At 43.6% G+C, this 21070-nt stretch carries 22 protein-coding genes; 8 read left to right on the top strand and 14 right to left on the bottom strand.

Features of this window, described 5'->3' with window-relative positions:
* Positions 1–8 precede the first annotated feature (8 nt).
* The 8 genes from BS636_RS10015 to BS636_RS09980 all read right to left on the bottom strand — a co-directional run bounded on the left by BS636_RS10015 (position 9) and on the right by BS636_RS09980 (position 7162).
* Positions 9–197 (bottom strand): NF038104 family lipoprotein, encoded by a 189-nt coding sequence (locus BS636_RS10015; RefSeq protein WP_099338623.1) that lies wholly within the window; start codon positions 195–197, stop codon positions 9–11.
* Between the two features lie 17 nt (positions 198–214).
* A complete protein-coding gene (gene era / locus BS636_RS10010) occupies positions 215–1243 on the bottom strand; it encodes a GTPase Era (RefSeq protein ID WP_099338622.1) in 1029 nt (342 codons plus the stop codon).
* Positions 1243–1941, bottom strand: a complete 699-nt coding sequence (gene rnc / locus BS636_RS10005) for a ribonuclease III (protein WP_099338621.1) — start codon at positions 1939–1941, stop codon at positions 1243–1245. Before rnc ends, era begins: the two co-directional genes overlap by 1 nt.
* The gene (locus BS636_RS10000; protein ID WP_099338620.1) at positions 1913–2284 is read right to left on the bottom strand and encodes a DUF4845 domain-containing protein; all 372 of its coding nucleotides are present in this window, start codon (positions 2282–2284) and stop codon (positions 1913–1915) included. Before BS636_RS10000 ends, rnc begins: the two co-directional genes overlap by 29 nt.
* A gap of 27 nt (positions 2285–2311) precedes the next feature.
* A complete protein-coding gene (gene lepB / locus BS636_RS09995; protein WP_099338619.1) occupies positions 2312–3139 on the bottom strand; it encodes a signal peptidase I in 828 nt (275 codons plus the stop codon).
* Between the two features lie 18 nt (positions 3140–3157).
* Positions 3158–4975: a translation elongation factor 4 gene (lepA, locus tag BS636_RS09990; protein WP_099338618.1), complete on the bottom strand. Its 1818-nt coding sequence runs from the start codon at positions 4973–4975 to the stop codon at positions 3158–3160.
* Between the two features lie 225 nt (positions 4976–5200).
* Positions 5201–5656, bottom strand: a complete 456-nt coding sequence (locus BS636_RS09985; RefSeq protein ID WP_416202895.1) for an acyl-CoA thioesterase — start codon at positions 5654–5656, stop codon at positions 5201–5203.
* A gap of 120 nt (positions 5657–5776) precedes the next feature.
* The gene (locus BS636_RS09980; RefSeq protein WP_099338617.1) at positions 5777–7162 is read right to left on the bottom strand and encodes a Do family serine endopeptidase; all 1386 of its coding nucleotides are present in this window, start codon (positions 7160–7162) and stop codon (positions 5777–5779) included.
* Positions 7163–7391: 229 nt separating this feature from the next.
* Between BS636_RS09980 and nadB the strand changes: the two genes are divergently transcribed.
* Positions 7392–9035, top strand: coding sequence for an L-aspartate oxidase (gene nadB / locus BS636_RS09975; protein WP_171266083.1), 1644 nt, complete (start codon positions 7392–7394; stop codon positions 9033–9035).
* A 40-nt stretch (positions 9036–9075) separates the two neighbouring features.
* Here the strand turns inward: nadB and BS636_RS09970 are convergent, their stop codons facing one another.
* The 6 genes from BS636_RS09970 to pabC form a co-directional block, all read right to left on the bottom strand.
* Positions 9076–9945 carry a histone deacetylase gene (locus BS636_RS09970; RefSeq protein ID WP_099338615.1) on the bottom strand — a complete coding sequence of 290 codons (870 nt, stop codon included), beginning with the start codon at positions 9943–9945 and terminating at the stop codon, positions 9076–9078.
* An 11-nt stretch (positions 9946–9956) separates the two neighbouring features.
* A complete protein-coding gene (locus tag BS636_RS09965; RefSeq protein ID WP_099338614.1) occupies positions 9957–10922 on the bottom strand; it encodes a hypothetical protein in 966 nt (321 codons plus the stop codon).
* A gap of 168 nt (positions 10923–11090) precedes the next feature.
* Positions 11091–11513 carry a PaaI family thioesterase gene (locus tag BS636_RS09960; RefSeq protein ID WP_099338613.1) on the bottom strand — a complete coding sequence of 141 codons (423 nt, stop codon included), beginning with the start codon at positions 11511–11513 and terminating at the stop codon, positions 11091–11093.
* A 70-nt stretch (positions 11514–11583) separates the two neighbouring features.
* Positions 11584–12189 (bottom strand): dTMP kinase, encoded by a 606-nt coding sequence (tmk, locus tag BS636_RS09955; RefSeq protein ID WP_099338612.1) that lies wholly within the window; start codon positions 12187–12189, stop codon positions 11584–11586.
* Positions 12190–12198: 9 nt separating this feature from the next.
* Complete coding sequence (gene mltG, locus BS636_RS09950; protein ID WP_099338611.1) at positions 12199–13251, bottom strand: endolytic transglycosylase MltG; 1053 nt, start codon at positions 13249–13251, stop codon at positions 12199–12201.
* A 3-nt stretch (positions 13252–13254) separates the two neighbouring features.
* Positions 13255–14067: an aminodeoxychorismate lyase gene (gene pabC / locus BS636_RS09945; RefSeq protein ID WP_099338610.1), complete on the bottom strand. Its 813-nt coding sequence runs from the start codon at positions 14065–14067 to the stop codon at positions 13255–13257.
* Between the two features lie 160 nt (positions 14068–14227).
* Between pabC and BS636_RS09940 the strand changes: the two genes are divergently transcribed.
* From BS636_RS09940 to BS636_RS09910, 7 genes are all read left to right on the top strand, one after another.
* Positions 14228–15235 (top strand): sulfate ABC transporter substrate-binding protein, encoded by a 1008-nt coding sequence (locus tag BS636_RS09940; RefSeq protein ID WP_099338609.1) that lies wholly within the window; start codon positions 14228–14230, stop codon positions 15233–15235.
* A gap of 177 nt (positions 15236–15412) precedes the next feature.
* Positions 15413–16426: a sulfate ABC transporter substrate-binding protein gene (locus BS636_RS09935; protein WP_099338608.1), complete on the top strand. Its 1014-nt coding sequence runs from the start codon at positions 15413–15415 to the stop codon at positions 16424–16426.
* Positions 16427–16457: 31 nt separating this feature from the next.
* Entirely contained in the window at positions 16458–17063 is a 606-nt protein-coding gene (locus BS636_RS09930) for an RBBP9/YdeN family alpha/beta hydrolase (RefSeq protein ID WP_099338607.1), read from the top strand.
* 86 nt (positions 17064–17149) lie between these two features.
* Entirely contained in the window at positions 17150–17983 is an 834-nt protein-coding gene (gene cysT, locus BS636_RS09925; RefSeq protein ID WP_099338606.1) for a sulfate ABC transporter permease subunit CysT, read from the top strand.
* A complete protein-coding gene (gene cysW / locus BS636_RS09920) occupies positions 17980–18873 on the top strand; it encodes a sulfate ABC transporter permease subunit CysW (protein WP_099338605.1) in 894 nt (297 codons plus the stop codon). Before cysT ends, cysW begins: the two co-directional genes overlap by 4 nt.
* Positions 18874–18884: 11 nt before the next feature.
* On the top strand, positions 18885–19946 hold the full coding sequence (locus BS636_RS09915) for a sulfate/molybdate ABC transporter ATP-binding protein (RefSeq protein ID WP_099338604.1): 1062 nt from the start codon (positions 18885–18887) through the stop codon (positions 19944–19946).
* A gap of 56 nt (positions 19947–20002) precedes the next feature.
* Positions 20003–20926 carry a CysB family HTH-type transcriptional regulator gene (locus BS636_RS09910; protein ID WP_099338603.1) on the top strand — a complete coding sequence of 308 codons (924 nt, stop codon included), beginning with the start codon at positions 20003–20005 and terminating at the stop codon, positions 20924–20926.
* Positions 20927–21070: the final 144 nt, after the last annotated feature.

Here is a 21070-nt window from a genome sequence, read left to right as displayed (position 1 = left end):
CCACTGCTTTAATCTTTTTTCTTTTTATGATCATCTTCGTCATCCCCATCAGGAATGGCGGCCCCCACAACAGCCGCGGTGCCTTTGACCGCGTACTTTGTGGTTTTATAGGCGACTTTGACAGGAACGGTCACGACTTTATGAATACAGCCCTGCAAGAATAAAACACATGCAGCGACTGCTAAAAATTTCATCATAACCGTTCCTATACTACTTAAATGTCGCTATAACCTAAACTTTTGAGTGCTCGCTCATCATCAGACCAGCCGCCTTTGACTTTCACCCAAAGCGTCAGCATGATTTTCTGTTCGAACATTTTTTCCATATCGACACGTGCGTCCATGCCGATTTTTTTCAGCTTGGCACCTTTTTCACCAATCACAATGGCTTTCTGGCCAGGGCGATCAACAAAAATCGTCGCATCGATATAAGTACATGCCGCTTTCATACGACCGGTTTTTTCATTCAAGGTCGGCTCTTCAGTTTTAAAAGATTCGATCTGAACAGTTAAGTCATATGGCAGTTCTTCACCCAGCTGACGCATGATTTTTTCACGGATAATTTCAGAAGCAAGGAAACGCTCTGAACGGTCAGTGACCTGATCCAGTGAATATAGCGGTGGCTGGAATGGCAGATACTTGGCAATCGTGTCACGTAGATGTTCAAGATTCGCACCACGCAGTGCAGATACCGGTACGATTTCCGCAAAATTCATCAGCTTGGCACGCTCTTGAATCAATGGTAATGCCTGATTCTTGTTCTCAAACGTATCCAGCTTGTTGATTACCAGAATCACTGGCATATCTGCATTTTGCAGTTTTTCCAGTACCAACTCATCATTTGGCGTCCATTTCTGTGCATCTACGACAAATAGAACCAAATTCACATCACGCAATGCAGAATGCGCTGCACGGTTCATCATTTTATTGATGGCACGTACTTCTTTCTTGTGCATCCCCGGTGTATCCACAAATACCGCCTGAGATTTTTCACGCGAATCAATCCCTACAATCTTGTGACGTGTGGTTTGTGGCTTACGTGAAGTAATCGAAAGTTTCTGGCCCAACAGGTGGTTCATCAAGGTTGATTTACCCACGTTCGGACGGCCCACAATAGCCACGAAGCCACTACGGTAGTCCGAAGGGATTTCAGTGCCTTGAGCACTAAAGAATTGACTAATAAGGTCTGTGTTGTCGCTTGGCGACTCGTGATCAGCATCAATGTGATCGGAATGAGTAGTCATTAAGACTTATGCTCCAATAGTTTTAAAATTTCCGCTGCAACTGCTTGTTCAGCGAAACGGCGACTTGAACCCTCGCCTATCAAGACTTGTAAGTCCTCAACCCGACACTCTACTTTGAAGTGCTGGTTCGGGGCATCACCCTGAATATCTACAACCTCGTAAACCGGGAGAGGCTTTTTACGTGCTTGTAAATACTCTTGCAGGCGCGATTTTGGATCTTTTAACTGATCCGTCGGCTCAATATGGTCTAAATACGGCTCGTACCATTTTAACACAATGGCTTCTAGAACCTTAAGATCACCACAATCCACATAGATTGCACCAATGATCGCCTCAACTGTATCTGCCAGAATAGACTCACGATGGTGTCCACCCGACTTCAGCTCACCCGTACTAAGGATCAGGTTCTGACTGAGTTTCAGATCATTGGCAATTTTCCCCAATGCTTCCTGACGAACTAAAGTCGCACGCATACGCGTTAGACGACCTTCATTTTCGTGCGGGTAAGCAGTGAAGAGATAATTCGCAATGATCATCCCTAAAAGCGAATCGCCCAGAAATTCCAGGCGCTCGTAGTTGTGTTTATGACTGACTGAACGATGAGTCAATGCCAGTTTCAGCAAATCAGCCTGTTTAAACTGATAGCCGATCCGTTTGGCAAGACGTTCATCATTTAGCTTTGACTGTGCTTTGATCAAACTCTTTCTCAAACTTCATCACTAAATCGATATTCATTAGGAAATTCTTACGAACTTCATAATTTTTTCTTACGACCATCGCTTGTGCATTGTCGAGAATAACATTCTGTTTGATATCAAAATCACGAATATTATTCATCTCTAAACGCTTGGACAGGTCAGAACTAAATTTCTCTGGAGTGATATTGGCAGGAGCTGTTTTTAACAACTCCTCAATTTGTCCGTCCACCACTCGATCATCGAAATACGGTCCCCATACCGCAATTGCGATTTTTGCCAAAAAAGCAAACCCCATAATTGCAAACAATATTGCAATATACGATGCACCTTGTTGATGTCTCATTTTTATTTTCCCAATTGACACAATAAATTAATCAATTGTTCCGTTTCGACTGAACGAAGGTAATTTAAAGCCTGGTTCTTTATGCATCCAGACATAGAATGCGCGACCGGTTAAATTTTCTTCCGGAACAAATCCCCAGAAGCGACTGTCAGCACTCTGATCGCGATTATCCCCCATCGCAAAATACTGACCTTCTGGAACTTTTACTTCCCAATATAAACCATTTTCACCTGAATATTTACCATTTTCTACAAAGTTGATAAATGGCGCCTGACGAGCCACATTCACCCCTTCAAGCTCACGCATGGTAAAGGTATGTTCACCCAAAGTCTCTTTATGGTAGATTGATTCAGGCGTATCTAAACGGTCTTTTTCACGGCTAAATTCCACTGGAACTTTAGCGACTTTTTCACCATTAATAATCAGTTGACCATGATCATAAACAATATGATCCCCTGGTAAACCTACAATACGCTTGATATAGCTGATGCCAGGTTGTGGCGGATAACGGAAGACCGCAACTTCACCACGTTCTGGCCTGCCAGTATCAATAATCTTGCTATTGACGATTGGGAGACGCACACCGTAGTCGAATTTATTTACCAGAATGAAGTCACCTGTTTCCAAAGTTGGCACCATGGAATCAGATGGAATATTAAAAGGTTCATACAAAAATGAACGCAACACCAGCACAACAGTCAGCACTGGCCAGAAGTCATAAGCCCAGGTAATGATAAAATTTTCATTGCCCTTGCCTTGGGTCTGTCGTTGTTTCAGGACAAACTTATCAAGCAGCCAGACTGCAATAAAAAACAGCGTAGCAGGAACAAGAATCAAATTAAAATCAAAATCCATGAGCTTATTATCCTTATATTAGCGTTCGACTTTTAATACTGCTAAGAACGCTTCTTGTGGGATTTCAACACTACCCACCTGTTTCATACGTTTCTTACCTTCTTTCTGTTTCGCAAGAAGTTTCTTCTTACGTGACACGTCACCACCATAACATTTTGCTAATACGTTTTTACGCATCGCTTTTACAGTAGAACGGGCAATAATTTGCGCACCGATAGCTGCCTGAATCGCCACATCAAACATCTGACGTGGAATCAGATCTTTCATCTTCTCAACCAATGCAATACCACGGTGACGTGCATCCTGACGGTGACAGATCATCGCCAAAGCATCCACTTTTTCACCATTGATCAGGACATCAACTTTAACTAATGATGAGCTTTCAAAACGGACAAAGTTATAGTCCAGTGATGCAAAACCACGTGAGCAAGACTTCAACTTGTCAAAGAAGTCCATGACCACTTCAGCCATTGGAATTTCAAAAGTAATCGACACCTGGTTCGCCATGAACTTCATGTCTTTTTGCACACCACGGCGCTCAACACACAAGGTCATGACATTACCCAGGTATTCTTGCGGCACCAGGATATGACATTCTGCAATCGGCTCACGCAGGTCTTCTACAGTTGAACCATCAGGCATTTTTGACGGGCTATCGACGTAGATTGTTTGACCATTTTTCATCACCGCTTCATAAATTACAGTCGGTGCAGATGAAATCAGATCCAGATCATATTCACGCTCTAAACGCTCTTGTACGATCTCCATGTGCAGCATACCCAGGAAACCACAACGGAAACCAAAGCCCAGTGCATCCGAACTTTCAGGTTCAAAGAACAAAGCAGAGTCGTTAATCTGTAATTTGTGCAGCGCTTCACGGAACGGTTCAAAGTCACTGGCATCAATCGGGAATAGACCCGCATAAACCTGTGGTTTTACCTTTTTGAAACCTGGCAATACTTCAACATCAGGGGTTGAGGCTAATGTGATTGTATCACCGACTGGCGCACCAAAGATGTCTTTAATACCCGCAATCACAAAGCCAACTTCACCCGCTTCAAGAATATCGGTTTCAGTATGTTTTGGATTAAAGATACCGACTGAAGTGATAATGTGTGTTTGGCCTGTTGATTTCATCAACATTTTATCGCCTTTACGCACACGACCCTGTTTCACACGAACCAGAGACACTACGCCGAGGTAATTATCGAACCATGAGTCGATAATCAATGCTTGCAGTGGTGCATCGCGATCACCAGTTGGCGCAGGAATCACATTCACCAGCGTTTCAAGCACACCTTCAATACCTAAGCCTGTTTTTGCAGAACAGGTCGGTGCTTCAGTTGCTTCAATACCAATAATGTCTTCAATTTCCTGAATTACACGTTCAGGTTCAGCCTGTGGCAAGTCGATCTTGTTCAGAACTGGCAGTACTTCCAAGCCTTGCTCAATCGCGGTATAGCAGTTGGCAACAGACTGTGCTTCCACACCCTGTGCTGCATCTACAACCAGTAGTGCACCTTCACACGCTGCAAGCGAACGCGATACTTCATAAGAGAAGTCCACGTGTCCCGGCGTATCAATGAAGTTTAGCTGATATTCCTGACCATTCGGGTGTGTATAGTACAAGGTCACCGATGCCGCTTTAATGGTAATCCCACGTTCGCGTTCAAGTTCCATAGAATCAAGAACTTGAGCCTGCATTTCACGATCCTGCAAACCACCACAGGTTTGAATGAATCGATCCGCCAAGGTCGATTTACCGTGGTCAATATGCGCAATAATCGAGAAGTTACGAATGTTTTTAATATCAACAGATTTTTTAGCTTGCGCCATGGGCTACCTTGAGAAAAAAACGCGCCATGCAATATAAAGGGATTGCACAACAAAAGCCGAATAGAAATTGCCGAGGATTATAGCAGAATGCAGTTACAGAAAAAGAATTATATTTTCCAGGCGCAATCTACTAGTCAGCCTGTGATGAAAGCACTCTATTCATGTTCTGCCAAGATCAGAGCAATTTATCCAGATATCCAAACAAATCAGCTCCAACGCTGATATTTAATCTGCCAGATACAACTGACTAAAATCCAAAGGATTGATATCTGCTGTTAAGGGTTGAGAGGCCTGAGTAAATGTCGGCGACATCCGCTTCAGACGACCAGTGGCAATCTCCACACAGGCCCATTGCGTACTTCCAGTGAATAACAGTGTCTGATCAGCTGGACGATAGAATGCATATTGACGAAATGAATAAAGCGCATTGATGTCATTCAGCCAGGTACGCAGAATCAGTTCATCCCCTTCAAATGCAGCTTTGCGATACTGCACATGATGCTCTACTGCAACCATGGCATGTTTCAGTTCCAGATATTGCTGTAGACCCAAACCGATCCGTTCGATGTGTGCGGTTGCCACATCCTGCATCCACTGCACGTAAACTACGTTATTTACATGTCCTAAAATATCAATATGTTCTGGTTTTACCGTTAACTTTAGGTCAAAAATACCCTTCACGCGTCTCTTATCCTTTAGATCATTTAGCGCCTTAGAGTCTACAGAATTTATTCGTAGGGTAAATTGCCAAATATTAAAAAACCGCCTGAGTACAGACGGTTTTTTCACATGAAGATACGTTTACGAGACGCGCATACCCACGATGACGCGCTGTCCTTGACGGATCAGCGTTACCCGCGCCACGCTGCCTTTATTCAATTCAGATACAGTTTCCACAAACTGGTTGCTATTCAAAACAGTCTTGCCATTAATATTAGTCACCACATCATTTGGCATAATACGGGCCTGTGCTGCGATTCCACCAGGACGGACATCCTGAATCACCACGCCACCTTTGATATCCAGACTACTCATTTCATTCGGTGTTAGATTACGGATCGTTACTCCAATCACTGGTCCCTTATTCGGTTGCGCCTGATTGCTGGCATTCGCTGGCGTATCATCTGGCGCTGTACTTAAAGTCGCATTGATATTACGGCGCTTATCATCACGTAGTACTTCTAGCTGGATCTGCTGTTTTGGTGCAGAACGGTTGAGATAGTTCAGTAACTCGCTGGTACGGGAAATATTGGTGCCGTTATATTTAAGAATTACATCCCCTGCCTGTAAGCCAGCTTTAGCCGCTGGTGAGTTTGGTGCAATCTGGGTTACTAGCGAACCTTCCGGCTTAGACAACTTGTAAGATTCTGCCAGGTTGCGGTCAATATCCTGCAGACTTACGCCCAGATAAGAACGGGTGACTTTACCATTGCGTTTCAATTGGTCTGCCACTTCCATCGCTACATCAATTGGAATAGAGAACGATAGACCCATATAACCGCCAGTACCACTAAAAATACGTGAGTTCACCCCGACCACTTCACCATGCTGGTTGAACAATGGCCCACCAGAGTTACCTGGGTTGAGTGCCACGTCAGTCTGGATGAAAGGTACTGCTGTTTCCCCCATCATGTTCCGCATCTTGGCACTGACAATCCCGGCAGAAGCTGAATAGTCAAAACCAAATGGAGAACCAATGGCAAGTACAGGCTCACCGACACGTAAACGCTCCACATCACCCGTACGTAATTCTGGGAAACCGGCTCCTGTCACTTTCAGTAAAGCCACATCAGTACGTTCATCACTACCAACCACAGTCGCATCAATCTCACGACGGTCATTTAAGGTAATGGTTACCTTGGACGCGTTTTCAATGACATGATGGTTGGTTAGCAGATAACCATCTTTACTGATAAAGAAGGCACTGCCATAACCCGTCTTTTCCTGAGGTGCGCGAGGTTGAGGAATCACCACCTGATTACCGAAGAAACGGCGCAAAATATCTGGAATTTGTTGTTGTAAGAGTTCTTCTTCGGACATCTTTTTAACAACATTGACACTGACCACTGCCGGGCTGACTTGTGCAACCAGATTTGAAAAATCAACTGGAGTGGCTGCCCCCGCCTGCAATGCAGTCATCGTCAATGTTGCTGCAAATATTCCATGTTTAACATCCAAGATTTTCATATATTTATTCACTCAAATGATTGATAAATCTTTTTTAAAAAAGTTTTATCACAAACGATACAATTTTTAAGTAACAAAATGTTCTTATTTTAAGTATGGGCATTATGCCTTTTAAAAGGTCTTTAAGTTTTAGCTTTCATTACTTTTTTTCATAAATTTATGAGCAGATAAATGCTTGCCTTTTGTACAAAAAAGCGCTGTGATAACCGAACTTTTTTCAGTTAGCTGAATTGTCATGTCTAATTTACACACGACACATCATTTTGATGTGATTATTGTGGGCAGCGGCGGCGCCGGTTTAAGTTTAGCCTTATCTCTACCAGAACATTTTAATATTGCGGTTTTAGCCAAATCAACGCTTACGGATGCAAGTACTTTTTATGCCCAAGGGGGTGTGGCAGCGGTACTTGATGAAACAGATTCTCTTGAACAACATATTGATGACACCATGGTAGCTGGGGCGCAGCTATGTGAAATGGAGGCGGTCAAGCAGACTGTTGAAGGCGGCAAGCCTTCGGTCGATTTCCTGCTCAAGCATGGGGTGCAGTTCACTCTGGATGAACAGGAACAATTGCATTTGACCCGTGAAGGTGGTCACTCTCAACGTCGTATTATTCATGCAGCCGATGCTACAGGACGCGCAATCTCAACTACGTTGGTACAGCGTGCTCAAGAAAAGCAGAATATTCATATTTTTGAAAATTATATTGCCATTGACCTGATCTGCTCGAAAAAACTTGGTCATGCCGGCGAAAACCGTGCACTCGGTTTATATGCCTTAGATGAAAAAACCGAACAGGTGCATACTTTTCTGGCACCATTTACAGCCCTTGCCTGTGGCGGTGCGATGAAAGCTTATCTATATACCTCCAATCCAGATATCGCGACAGGTGATGGGATTGCCATGGCTTATCGTGCGGGCTGTCGCGTAGCCAATATGGAATTTAACCAGTTCCACCCAACCTGTTTGTATCACCCACAAGCACGTTCCTTCCTGATTACTGAAGCCATGCGTGGTGAAGGTGCATACTTACGTTTACCGGATGGTGAACGTTTCATGCTGCGTTTTGATGAACGTGCAGAACTGGCACCACGTGATATCGTGGCGCGTGCGATTGACTATGAGATTAAACGTCTCGGTATCCGTCATGTCTGGCTGGACATCACTCACAAAAATGAAGCCTTTGTCAAAGAGCACTTCCCAACCCTGTATGCACGTCTGCTTGAACTGGGCATCGATATCACCAAGGAAATGATTCCGGTGGTTCCAGCAGCACACTATACCTGTGGTGGTGTGGTTGTAGATGAAAACAGTCAGACCGATATTGCGGGTCTTTATGCGATTGGTGAAACTTCTTATACCGGTTTGCATGGTGCTAACCGTATGGCCAGTAACTCACTTTTAGAATGCTTTGTTTATGGCATGAGTGCGGCCAAGCATATTCAGGAAAACTTTAAAGATGAGCAAGCTGCTTCTGAAGTACCTGCCTGGGATGATTCGCAGGTCACCAATCCGGACGAAGATGTCGTCATTCTGCAAAACTGGGATGAGCTGCGTCAGACCATGTGGAATTATGTCGGTATCGTGCGTACCACCAAGCGTCTGGAACGTGCCCTGCACCGCATCGAGATGCTAAAAAAAGAAATCACCGAGTATTATCAAGATTATCAGGTTAGTAAAAACCTGATTGAACTGCGTAATCTAGTACTAGTATCAGAGATGATTGTGCGTTGTGCTATGCAGCGTAAGGAATCCCGCGGTCTGCACTTTACCTTAGACTATCCAGACCTACTACCAGAGTTGCGTAAAACTGTCTTGATTCCACCAAGCTTTGAAGTAGAACAACCTTTGGTCAATACTGCTGAAGTTTAAGCATTGAATCATAAAAAACCGGATCATCAGATCCGGTTTTTTATGTGCTATAAATTTTTACCGCAGCTTCAAAAGTTTTCAGGTGAATCTGAACCAACTGCTCCAAGTTTTGATAGCCACCTGCCAATACGAACATCATGGGAATGTGATGCTTTTTAGCCAGACTAAATACTAGCTCTTCACGCTGTTGCAGCAATTCAGTGGTCAGCCAGGAAGATCCAAAAGGATCATCTTGATGGCAATCCATCCCCGCCTGGTAAATAATCAGATCAGCTTTCCAAGCCAAGGCCTGTTCAAAGCCTTCATGAATCGCTTGGCTGTATTCATTAAAATTACCTTGATCCTTATGAATATGCCGTGTCACTGCACGTTCATAGCTTGGACAGCCAAAAGGCAAACCAAAAATACTAAAGCTAAACAGGTTATCCAGACGGCGGGTAAATTCTGCTGTGCCATTCCCCCCATGCTGGTCACAATCCAGCACAAAGATACGCTTATCTGAAAACTTTTGCGCCACCAAAGCCAAACCATTCAAGGTACAAAAAGCACCACCATATTCATAAACTGCATGATGAAAGCCTTGAGCAATATTAGCGGAGATACCATGCTGCCAGGCCAGTTCAGCTGCCAAAATCTGACCTGAATTAATTTTCAGTACCGCATTCCGAAGCTGTTCATTCCACGGCTTAAAACCAGCAAAGGTAGCCAGTTTTTCAGGCGTTCCAGTCAGAAATGCCTCTACATAGTTCGGATCATGCAATTGCTTGAGCAGGTCCAGATCCAAATCTTCAGGTTCATGGAAATGGATGCTCGACCAAGACTTCAATGCCTCAGCCACTGCGGCGAGTTTTTCCATGCTATTGGTATGCGTATGCGCAAAATAGTCAGGCGAATAACAAACATCAAGCATATGAAATGGCCTTAGAGCTGTGCTTGCGCGACGTCGAACAATTGTTGCAGCTCAGTCGTACCTGGACTGTACAAACCATTGTCCACTTGCTGCTGAAAATGGGTACTGAAAGCACGCTTACGATTCTGCGGTGACACAGCCAGTGTGGTCAGACGCAGGAACCAGAATCCCGCAATCTCATCATAAGGGATCACAAAGCCCTTATACTTCTTGTTCGGCTGTTTGTTCTGTATGGTGTCACGGTCATAATCCACCGAAAACAAGGAACCCGCTGGCAGACGCACACCATTCATCAATAGCGGCACCAGACTGATACAGGAATGGTTATCGCCCATATTCAATTTTTCGAGAAGTAATGGGCGATTCTGATGATCCACAAAAATATTAATCTCGCCGCCACGCAGCACCCGATGGTGGGCAATTTTCAAAAAGAAATTTTCCGCCATTGGACATGAACCAACTTTTGGCTTCTCTACAGTTTTGCGTAGCTCTACCAAGTCCGTATCAACTGCTGTCTTTGGCAAGATCACATCTTCAATCATGGCACAAAGCAGCTTGCTTTCTTCCAGTTGTGCCTGCTCTTGAATACTACGTAGAACCTTTTGCTGTTCTTGAACTTGCATTACACATTGCTTGAAATCGCTATCTACAGCGGTGCTGATAAACTGATTGAGCTGAATATTCAAATCCAGATTGCGCCAAGAATTCAGTTGCAGATCATACAAACCCTGCTGATCTAGAATAGATTTCAGTGCTTTGTGATTAAAGTCATCAAATAATTTGAGATCCTGAAATTCCTGCGATTCGCGTACAGTATTGATATATTCTGCGAGTACACGTGTGGCCTGAGTATAGCCACAACCACGGCGTTCAGTCTGATGAGAATAATGCTCATTAAGCATCTCTACCAGTTTTCCAGCAAGTGGATGCAGCTTCTGCTGAAACAGCTGCACAACTTCATGATCTGCGGTCGCCATTGATCCCCCCAATCTTCCGGCAAGTTTTGCCTCATTATTTGTGCAGGAAAAGATTTTGTATAGCGATTCCGAAATCAGCTGGATAAATTATAACTAAACGATAAATTATTGAATCCACATATTTTTCATTATTATTGATACAATATACGGTTCTTTTATTTTATGTGATTAAGATACTGATTTAGGTGGAATCGCGTAGGTTCCGGTAATGTGGGCAACAGGTTCTTCCACGCCCTCAGAATAGACCCAGACTTCCCCAACAATGAGCGCTTTTCCAACCTTGATCAGACGACATTCACCAATCAAATTACGTTGTCCATTCGGTTTACGCAGAAAATTAATATTAATATTGGTGGTCACAGCTAAACCCACCAGTCCAATTTCTCCCAGAATCGCAACATACAAACAAAAGTCTGCGATAGTCATAATAGTCGGTCCAGAAATGGTCCCGCCTGGGCGCAACTGACTGTTACTCACACGGTAACGAACGGTTGAGGCCTGTGGCTGGACATCGATGACTTCACAATACTCTAGGCTTTGCGGAAACTCGGCTTCTAAAAATTGCTGAATCTGTTCAATGGTACTTTTCATAAAAAAATCTTCCATATTGAAAGCAATATAGAAGATTTTTAGAGAATTAAAGTGATTTAAATCTGACTACTCAGACAGCCTGTAATTCCGTCATAGCTTGGACAAAAACCTGTTCCGGTGTTTGCGTCGCATCAAGACGCTTCATACGTTGCGGATGACGTTGCCACAGCGTTTCATAACCCGCCCTAACCTTTTCAAAGAAAGAGACTTTCTCCTGTTCAAAACGATCTAGTGCACCACGTTCACGAGCACGATTCATACCTAGTTCAATCGGTGCATCTAACCAGAAAGTAACATCTGGCATACGCGCTACAAAGTTATCATTCAGTAAATTCAGTTTATCTTCACTGAGTCCGCGCCCTGCACATTGATAGGCAAAACTCGCATCAGTAAAACGGTCACACAATACAATTTTACCTGCTTCGAGTGCTGGAAGAATCACTTGTGCCAGATGCTGAGCGCGTGCAGCATACATCAGTAATAACTCTGTGTCATTACACATCGCTTCTTCATGATTCACAGCCAGCAATAACGAGCGGATCTGCTCAGCCATCGGTGTGCCACCCGGTTCACGAGTCAGTACGACTTCTTTGTCCTGTGCAATAAAATCATCATAGATACGACGAATGAGCGTGGTTTTCCCTACACCTTCAGTGCCTTCAAAGCTGATAAACATGCTCACTCCTTAATTTTTTGAACGTAAAACAGAGAGATATTCCTGCACTGCTCTATTGTGATCTTGCAGATTACTGCTGAACTTATGCCCGCCATTCCCGGTTGCAACAAAATAGATATTTTGGGAATTATCCGGATGCATGGCTGCTTCAATGGCTTTCTTACTTGGTAAGGCAATTGGTGTTGGTGGTAGGCCAGCCATGGTGTAAGTGTTATAAGGCGTTGGAGTACGTAGGTCCTGACGGGTAATATTGCCTGTGTAATTATCACCCATACCGTAAATCACGGTTGGATCGGTCTGCAGACGCATGCCGATTTTCAAACGGCGTACAAATACACCAGACACCTGCTCCAATTCGCTGTCTAGACTGGTCTCTTTCTCAATAATCGAAGCCATAATTAGTGCTTCATACTTATTCTGATATGGAAGATCATTGGCACGATTATTCCAGGCTTCGTCGAGCGCCTGTATCTGATGACGATGTAGATCGGTCAGAATCTTACGGTCAGTTTCACCTTTGGCAAAGAAATAGGTATTTGGTGCAAACAGGCCTTCCGGATGATTAAATGGAATATTAAGTTCTTTTAGTAATTGATCAGTTGGCAGATTCACTACTTCTTTCGTGACCAGCTCATCTTTCTTCAATGTCTCAACCAGCTGTTTAAAGGTCGTACCTTCAATCACCAGAATACGGTTCATTTGAGCATTTTCAGAGTTGGAAATCATTTCCAGAACTTGACGGATACTCATACCCTCAGTCACTTCATAAACACCCGCTTTCATCGTGTCATGAATGATAAAGCGCTGATAGATTTTCAGCAGAATCGGGAAGCTGACATGACTTTCTTTGGCAAGACGGTCGATGAAACCGGAATAGGTATCCCCAGCACTGATCGCCAGCATCTGTTTTTCACCTTGAACCGGATAATCTTTAAACAAGCTGCTTTTGAGAATTACGGCTAGGATCAACACAAGACCCAGTACAACGACCAATACACCTTTCATTGGAAAAGCTGATTTTGCTTTATTTTTCTTTTTTCGTGTAGATTTGCTGGCGGACATATTTTAAATGATCTGATGTAAATGAAGACGATGAAATAACTCAATACAGGCATCTGTATCCAGCGTTTTCTGTTCAAATTGAGTAACAATTTTCATAGGGCTGAGTGCATTGCAGAAGAACAGGCTCTGAATAGAAGCTATCTCACTCATATCCAAACTGCGCCGTTCGCAAACAATACCTTGCTGCAGCATACGCGCCAGAATCTCGGCACGCATCACCCCGCTGACGCCATTATAGCGAAGTTCTGGGGTAATCCATGTATTGTTTATCCTTAAAAAACAATTACTGCTCACCCCTTCGACAATTTCACCCTGTACATCACAGACCAGTGCTTCGCTCCAGCCTTGTTGGTCTGCTTCCTGTTTCAGCATGACCTGTTCTAAACGGTTCAGGGTTTTCAAGCCCACTAACTGCGGCATACATAAGCCAAGTGCAGTATTGAGTACCCCACTTTCAATCTGCTCAAAATGATGTTCTTGAAGCATTTGCGGATAGTAATATACCCAAACATCTGCTGGATGATCTGGCAGGCTATAGCCGCGCTGGCCAATGCCTCGGCTCAGGATAATTTTCAAAGTGCCGTTTAAGCTAGACTCTAATTTATATAATTCTTGCAGCGTTGCATCAATCTGGCTTAAGTCCGCTTGTAGCTGCATTTTTTGACTGCTTATATGCAGACGAGATAAATGCCGTTCCAGCAGCTCAATACGGTTATTATGAATTCGAGCTGTCGTAAAGCAACCATCGCCATAATGAAAGGCGCGATCAAGCAAATCTATCTGACTGACTTGTTGTGCATTTTTAAAACACAACATAATTTTTCACCTCTCAGGCGGATGCGACAGCAGGCAAAGCTATACACCATCCATATATCTGTTTTACTCACATAAAATTCTTTTTTAATTATTTTTTATGCAAAAAAACTCCAGCTATTCTTGCCTCATTCAACAAAAACCAAGAACACTTGAGGCAAATATGAACATCCGTAAATTAAAAATCGGGGTACTCGCAGCACTGATTTCAGCAACTGCATTTAGCGTGTCTGCAAAGGATTTCTTAAACGTATCCTATGACCCAACTCGCGAATTGTACGACAACTTTAACAAAGAATTCAGTGCTTACTGGAAAAAATCTACTGGCCAAGATATTAATTTTAAACAATCACATGGCGGTTCAGGCAAACAAGCTCGCGCAGTCATTGATGGTCTAGATGCAGACGTAGTTACCCTGGCTTTGGCAGCAGATATTGATGAAATTGCTGCACGTGGTCTGTTACCAAAAGACTGGCAGAAGAAATTTCCACAAAACTCGACGCCATATACCTCAACAATTGTCTTCCTCGTTAAAAAAGGCAACCCGAAAGGCATTAAGGACTGGGGCGATCTGGTGAAACCAGGTGTAGACATCATTACACCAAACCCTAAAACCTCTGGTGGCGCGCGCTGGAACTACCTAGCAGCTTGGGCATGGGCAAAACACCAACCAGGTGGTAACGATGCTAAAGCACAAGACTTCGTGCGTCAGATCTATAAACAAACCAAAGTACTGGATTCAGGTGCACGTGGTGCAACGACTACATTCGCTGAGCGTGGTATCGGTGACGTATTGCTTGCTTGGGAAAATGAAGCGCATTTAGCGATTCGCGAACAGCCGGGCAAGTTCGAGATCATCACGCCTTCTCTTTCTATTCTGGCTGAACCACCAGTCGCAATTGTAGAGAAAAATGCCAAGAAAGATGGCAATGAAAATCTGGCTAAAGCTTACTTGAACTACCTGTACTCACCTGCAGGTCAAACAGTTGCAGCGAAGAACTTCTATCGCCCACGTAATGCAACAGTGTTAAAACAATATAGCAATGTATTTAAATCACTGAAACTGGTGACAATCGATAAAGAATTTGGCGGCTGGACCAAAGTTCAGAAACAACACTTTGACAATGGCGGTATCTTTGACCAGATCGTAAAAGCGAATAGTGCAAAATAATTACTTATAAATGCATAAAAAATGGCCTTATTGAATAAGGCCATTCTTGTTTCAGGTACTTACCTAATTACTTATCTTTTATTTTCATATAAAATTCATTTTTAATTATTTTTTATGCATAAAGAATAGGTTTATTCTTCACTCATGTTACAAAACGTGTAAGAGTTTGAGGTTCACATGAGCATTTCAACAAAATTAAAAATCGGGGTTCTGGCTGCTATTATTTCAGCAACTTCTTTTGGTGCAGCAGCGCGTGACTTTCTGAATGTTTCTTATGATCCGACGCGTGAACTCTATGAAGATGTAAACAAAGAATTTGGTAAATACTGGAAAAGCCGTACAGGTCAAACCATTAACTTTAAACAATCACATGGTGGTTCAGGCAAACAAGCTCGTGCTGTAATCGATGGTCTTGAAGCAGATGTGGTGACTTTAGCACTGGCTGCCGATATCGATGTCATTGCAGAAAAAGCGAAATTACTTCCTGCTGACTGGCAGAAAAAACTACCACAAAACTCGACACCTTATACGTCAACCATCGTATTCCTGGTGCGTAAAGGCAATCCAAAGAATATTAAGGATTGGGGTGATCTGGTTAAACCAAATGTTGCGATTATCACACCAAATCCAAAAACTTCGGGTGGTGCACGCTGGAACTATTTAGCTGCTTGGGCTTATGCAAAACACTTACCAGGTGGTAATGATGCCAAAGCACAAGAATTCGTTCGCAAAATCTATAAACAAACTAAAGTACTCGATTCTGGCGCACGTGGTTCAACCACAACTTTTGCTGAACGCGGTATCGGTGACGTATTACTGGCTTGGGAAAACGAAGCACATTTAGCCATTCGTGAACAACCAGGCAAATTCGAAATCGTAACGCCTTCACTATCTATTCTGGCTGAGCCACCAGTGGCGATTGTAGAAAAAACAGTAGCGAAAAAAGGCAACAAATATCTTGCGCAAGGTTACCTGAACTTCCTGTACTCACCATTGGGTCAAGAAATTTCAGCACGTAACTTCTACCGCCCACGTAATGAAAAAGTACTAGCGAAATACAGCAAAGTATTTAAGCCATTAAAACTTGTGACCATTGATCAGGAATTTGGTGGTTGGGATAAAGTGCAAAAAGCTCACTTTGAAAATGGCGGCGTTTTCGATCAAATCGTAAAAGCGAATACAGCGAAATAAGTTTCGCATTGAACAGACAAGGAGCATTCGCATGATACATACCCTCATTGTTCCAGGTGTTGGTGGCAGTGAACATAATCACTGGCAATCCTGGTTGCAACGTGGCCTGATGCAATGCTCTCGTGTTCAACAGCAGGACTGGAATCATCCGGTACTCAGTACCTGGGTAGCGCAGTTTGTAAAATCTGTACAGCAGATTGAAGATGATATTGAAATCGTGGCACACAGCTTTGGCTGCCTGACCAGTCTTGCAGTACTTGACCAGCATCCAGAATTATGTCGAAAAATTAAAAAGCTGGTTCTGGTGGCTCCGGCCAATCCGTCCCGTTTTGGTGAAAATGGCTTTGCACGTGATAGCCAAGTGGATTACAGCGCGTATTTCCATCAGATCAAGCTTCAGGTTCCAACCGTCATGTTGATCAGTGAAAATGATCCTTGGCTCAGTTTCGAAGATGCACATGATTTTGCCAAATCCTGGAAAATCAAGCCGGTCAATTTGGGGGCAGTCGGTCATGTCAATGTTGCTTCGGGCTTCGGCCCCTTCCCTGAGATTAAACAATATCTAAATTCAGAGATGTCGATGCAACATATCAGTAATACTGATGAAAGCAAGTATTTTTTTAAATTTGCATTTTAGATGTCGCAAATTATGCTTGTCGCAAATTTCATTTTTAATATTCGCTGGTTGTATTCAATTAGCATTCTCTCTTTTGAGGAGTAATCATGTCGCAGCGATCCCGAGTGCTGCCAGGATTTGGTCTATCTCTAGGCTTTACCCTAGCGTATTTGTCATTAATCGTTCTTATTCCATTGTCTGCCGTCTTCATCAAGTCGCTCGGCATTGGTTGGGAAGGTTTATGGGAAATCTTAAGCTCTGAACGTATTCTCAAATCACTTCAGCTGAGCTTTAGTGCTGCCATTATGGCAGCCCTGATCAATGTGGTGTTTGGTCTGTTACTGGCTTGGTGTCTGGTACGTTATAGCTTCCCAGGCAAACGTATTGTCGATGCTTTGGTCGATTTACCATTTGCATTACCTACTGCCGTTGCTGGTATTGCATTAACTTCACTCTATGCACCAACAGGCTGGATCGGTCAGTATCTGGAACCATTAGGCATTCAAGTGGCTTATACCCCGTTGGGTATTACGCTGGCACTAATCTTTATTGGTATTCCATTTGTAGTCCGTACAGTTCAGCCAGTATTGTCTGATCTGGAAACTGAACTTGAAGAAGCTGCTTCTGCACTCGGGGCAAACCGTTTCCAAATCGTGACCAAAGTCATTTTCCCGATTCTGCTGCCTGCATTAATTACAGGTTTTGCTCTGGCATTTGCACGTGGTGTAGGTGAATACGGTTCAGTAATTTTCATTGCCGGTAACCAGCCGTTTAAAACGGAAATTGCACCACTGATGATTATCTCCCGTCTGGAAGAATATGACTATGCTGGCGCAACTACGATTGCTGTCGTGATGCTTTTGATTTCATTTGTGATGTTATTCCTGATTAACTTATTACAAGCTTGGGCTAGCCGTCGCACAGGGAGAACTGCACGATGAGTTTAAATACCAACAGCAATGCACTTGCTGAAAAGCTGCAATCCCGTGATGCGACACGTGAACCGACTTGGGTACGTTATACCCTGATTACCATTGCACTGATTTTCTTCTTGAGCTGCCTGATCTTGCCACTGGTATTGGTCTTTGTAGAAGCATTCAAGCAAGGTGTCGGCGTATATGCACAAGCCTTGGTTCATCCAGACACATTATCTGCTGTCAAATTGACATTGCTAACAGCTGTCATTGCAGTACCGCTCAACGTCGTGTTTGGTGTAGCTGCAGCTTGGTCAGTAGCGAAGTTTAACTTCCCAGGTAAATCGATCCTGACCACGATTATTGATATGCCATTCTCGGTTTCGCCGGTAATCGCAGGTCTGATGCTGGTACTGATTTTTGGTACTCAAGGCTGGATGGGCAGCTGGTTGATGGATAATGACATCAAGATCCTGTATGCCGTACCTGCGATTGTATTAGCGACTGTGTTTATTACCGTACCATTCGTAGCACGTGAATTGATTCCTTTAATGGAAGCACAAGGTACCGAAGAAGAAGAAGCTGCGATTGTACTCGGTGCATCAGGCTGGCAAACCTTCTGGAAAGTGACCCTGCCAAATATCAAATGGGGTCTGATCTATGGCGTGATTCTGTGTAATGCACGTGCCATGGGTGAATTCGGTGCAGTATCGGTAGTATCTGGTCATATTCGTGGTGAGACCAACACCCTGCCATTACACGTCGAAATTCTCTATAACGAATATACCTTCAGTGCTGCGTTTGCTGTGTCTTCACTCCTGGCTCTCCTCGCAATTGTGACCTTGGTGCTTAAAACCTGGGTAGAACTGCGCCAGGAAAAACAGAACAAACGTAATGATGAATCAACAGTTTCTTAAGGAATGCCCACATGAGTATTCAAGTTAAAAATATTGAAAAACACTTTGGTGCATTCCATGCACTGAAAAACATTTCTCTGGATTTCCCAGATGGTCAGCTTGTAGCACTTCTTGGCCCATCAGGCTGTGGTAAAACTACCCTGCTGCGTATCATTGCCGGGCTTGAATCTGCAGACGGCGGTCAAGTTATTCTGGAAGGCCAAGATGCGACCAATACCCACGTGCGTGAACGTGAAGTTGGTTTCGTCTTCCAGCACTATGCGCTATTCCGTCATATGACTGTATATGACAACGTGGCGTTTGGTCTGCGTGTGCGTCCACGTTCTACCCGTCCATCGGAAGCGGAAATCAAGAAACGCGTAACGCGTCTGCTTGACCTGGTACAACTCGGCTTCCTGGCAGACCGCTATCCTGCTCAATTATCGGGTGGTCAACGTCAACGTATTGCACTTGCTCGTGCTCTAGCAGTTGAACCACGTGTACTGCTACTGGATGAACCATTTGGTGCACTAGATGCCAAAGTACGTAAAGAATTGCGTCGCTGGTTACGTACCCTACATGATGAATTGCATATCACTTCGATTTTTGTAACGCACGATCAGGAAGAAGCACTGGAAGTTGCCGATCAGATCGTGGTCATGAACAAAGGTAATGTCGAACAGATTGGTTCACCACGTGAAGTATATGAAACACCAAAAACCCCATTCGTATTCGACTTCCTCGGTCAAGCCAACCGTTTCGAAGGTCAGAATAATGGCGGCATCATTCAGCTGGGTGAAGATCGCATTCAATTTGATGCAGCACAACAGCATCCACAAGGTGACGTGATTGTCTTCGCTCGCCCTGATGAACTGCGTATCTCAGCGCAACCACAGGACAATGCAATTCAAGCCACCTTTATTCGTGAATTATGGATCGCCGGCAAAGTTGTTGCGGAACTGAATGACCGTCAGGGTAACCTGATTGAAATTTCATTAACACCGGAAGAAGCTCGTGCGCATCAATTCCGACCGAATCAGACCGTATGGTTAAGCCCGCTTAACCTGCATTTATTTGCAAATCAGGTCGCTTAAGACACATTCAGATGGGGCCAAATTCAGCCCCATCCGCTTATAGGGTATATAGAATTATGAATTTCCAACAATTAAGAATTATTCGAGAAACTGTTCGGCAAAACTTTAATTTAACTGAAGCGTCTGCAGCGCTTTATACCTCACAATCGGGTGTGAGTAAGCATATTAAAGACCTGGAAGATGAACTGGGTGTACAGCTGTTCATCCGTAAGGGTAAGCGTTTATTGGGTCTAACTGAACCTGGTCAGGCACTGCTCGGCATTGTAGAACGCATGTTAGTTGATGCAGACAATATCAAACGTCTGGCAGATGACTTTAACAAGGTTGATGAAGGGACATTAACCATTGCAACGACGCATACTCAGGCACGTTATGTATTACCACCAATCGTGAACCAGTTCAAAAAAGAATTCCCTAAAGTTCACCTGATTCTGCAACAGGCAAGCCCTGTTGAAATTACACAAATGCTGCTTCAAGGTGAAGCGGATATTGGAATTGCGACTGAAGCATTAACCACTGAAGATAACTTGGCGAGCGTACCGTACTATAACTGGCAACACAGTATTATTACGCCTCAGAATCACCCGCTGACCAAGAAAGATAATATCCGTATCGAAGATCTGGCCAATTATCCAATCATTACCTATCACGGTGGTTTCACAGGCCGTTCAAAAATTGATACTGCCTTTGAGGAAGCTGGTTTCGATGTTGATATCGTGATGTCTGCACTGGATGCTGATGTAATCAAAACCTATGTGGAACTGAATATGGGTGTCGGTATTGTCAATGATGTGGCATACGATCCAGAACGTGACTATCGCTTAAAACAGATTAAAACTGATATTTTTGGCGTAAATACGACGTGGATTGCGGTACGTAAAGGCCATTTATTACGCGGTTATGGTTACGAATTTATCTCGCTTTGCTCTCCAGATGCAGACATTAGAGCCCTTAAAAAAGTGGCTTATCCGGATGACTAATCCATCAAGTATAAATAGATGAAAAGAGGCTTTTGAGCCTCTTTTTTATATCTAGTTCAAGTAAATATATTAAAAAATCAAACATCGGAAAATTATAAAATAATTTATTATTCAATAACATACATGATTTTCCTAATAATACAC

Source organism: Acinetobacter sp. LoGeW2-3, from assembly GCF_002688565.1.
Lineage (GTDB): Bacteria > Pseudomonadota > Gammaproteobacteria > Pseudomonadales > Moraxellaceae > Acinetobacter.
This window is presented reverse-complemented; position numbering and strand designations above follow the sequence as displayed.

Excerpts from the sequence above, each read along its gene's own strand:
- cysW (WP_099338605.1), top strand. The coding sequence starts at position 17,980 with ATGAGTTTAAATACCAACAGCAATGCACTTGCTGAAAAGCTGCAATCC.
- BS636_RS10015 (WP_099338623.1), bottom strand. The coding sequence starts at position 197 with ATGATGAAATTTTTAGCAGTCGCTGCATGTGTTTTATTCTTGCAGGGC.
- lepA (WP_099338618.1), bottom strand. The coding sequence starts at position 4,975 with ATGGCGCAAGCTAAAAAATCTGTTGATATTAAAAACATTCGTAACTTC.
- cysT (WP_099338606.1), top strand. The coding sequence starts at position 17,150 with ATGTCGCAGCGATCCCGAGTGCTGCCAGGATTTGGTCTATCTCTAGGC.
- BS636_RS09910 (WP_099338603.1), top strand. The coding sequence starts at position 20,003 with ATGAATTTCCAACAATTAAGAATTATTCGAGAAACTGTTCGGCAAAAC.
- pabC (WP_099338610.1), bottom strand. The coding sequence starts at position 14,067 with ATGTTGTGTTTTAAAAATGCACAACAAGTCAGTCAGATAGATTTGCTT.
- lepB (WP_099338619.1), bottom strand. The coding sequence starts at position 3,139 with ATGGATTTTGATTTTAATTTGATTCTTGTTCCTGCTACGCTGTTTTTT.
- BS636_RS09960 (WP_099338613.1), bottom strand. The coding sequence starts at position 11,513 with ATGAAAAGTACCATTGAACAGATTCAGCAATTTTTAGAAGCCGAGTTT.
- BS636_RS09965 (WP_099338614.1), bottom strand. The coding sequence starts at position 10,922 with ATGGCGACCGCAGATCATGAAGTTGTGCAGCTGTTTCAGCAGAAGCTG.
- mltG (WP_099338611.1), bottom strand. The coding sequence starts at position 13,251 with ATGTCCGCCAGCAAATCTACACGAAAAAAGAAAAATAAAGCAAAATCA.
- BS636_RS09935 (WP_099338608.1), top strand. The coding sequence starts at position 15,413 with ATGAGCATTTCAACAAAATTAAAAATCGGGGTTCTGGCTGCTATTATT.
- BS636_RS09915 (WP_099338604.1), top strand. The coding sequence starts at position 18,885 with ATGAGTATTCAAGTTAAAAATATTGAAAAACACTTTGGTGCATTCCAT.
- tmk (WP_099338612.1), bottom strand. The coding sequence starts at position 12,189 with ATGTTTATCAGCTTTGAAGGCACTGAAGGTGTAGGGAAAACCACGCTC.
- BS636_RS09930 (WP_099338607.1), top strand. The coding sequence starts at position 16,458 with ATGATACATACCCTCATTGTTCCAGGTGTTGGTGGCAGTGAACATAAT.
- BS636_RS10000 (WP_099338620.1), bottom strand. The coding sequence starts at position 2,284 with ATGAGACATCAACAAGGTGCATCGTATATTGCAATATTGTTTGCAATT.
- BS636_RS09980 (WP_099338617.1), bottom strand. The coding sequence starts at position 7,162 with ATGAAAATCTTGGATGTTAAACATGGAATATTTGCAGCAACATTGACG.
- era (WP_099338622.1), bottom strand. The coding sequence starts at position 1,243 with ATGACTACTCATTCCGATCACATTGATGCTGATCACGAGTCGCCAAGC.
- BS636_RS09970 (WP_099338615.1), bottom strand. The coding sequence starts at position 9,945 with ATGCTTGATGTTTGTTATTCGCCTGACTATTTTGCGCATACGCATACC.
- BS636_RS09940 (WP_099338609.1), top strand. The coding sequence starts at position 14,228 with ATGAACATCCGTAAATTAAAAATCGGGGTACTCGCAGCACTGATTTCA.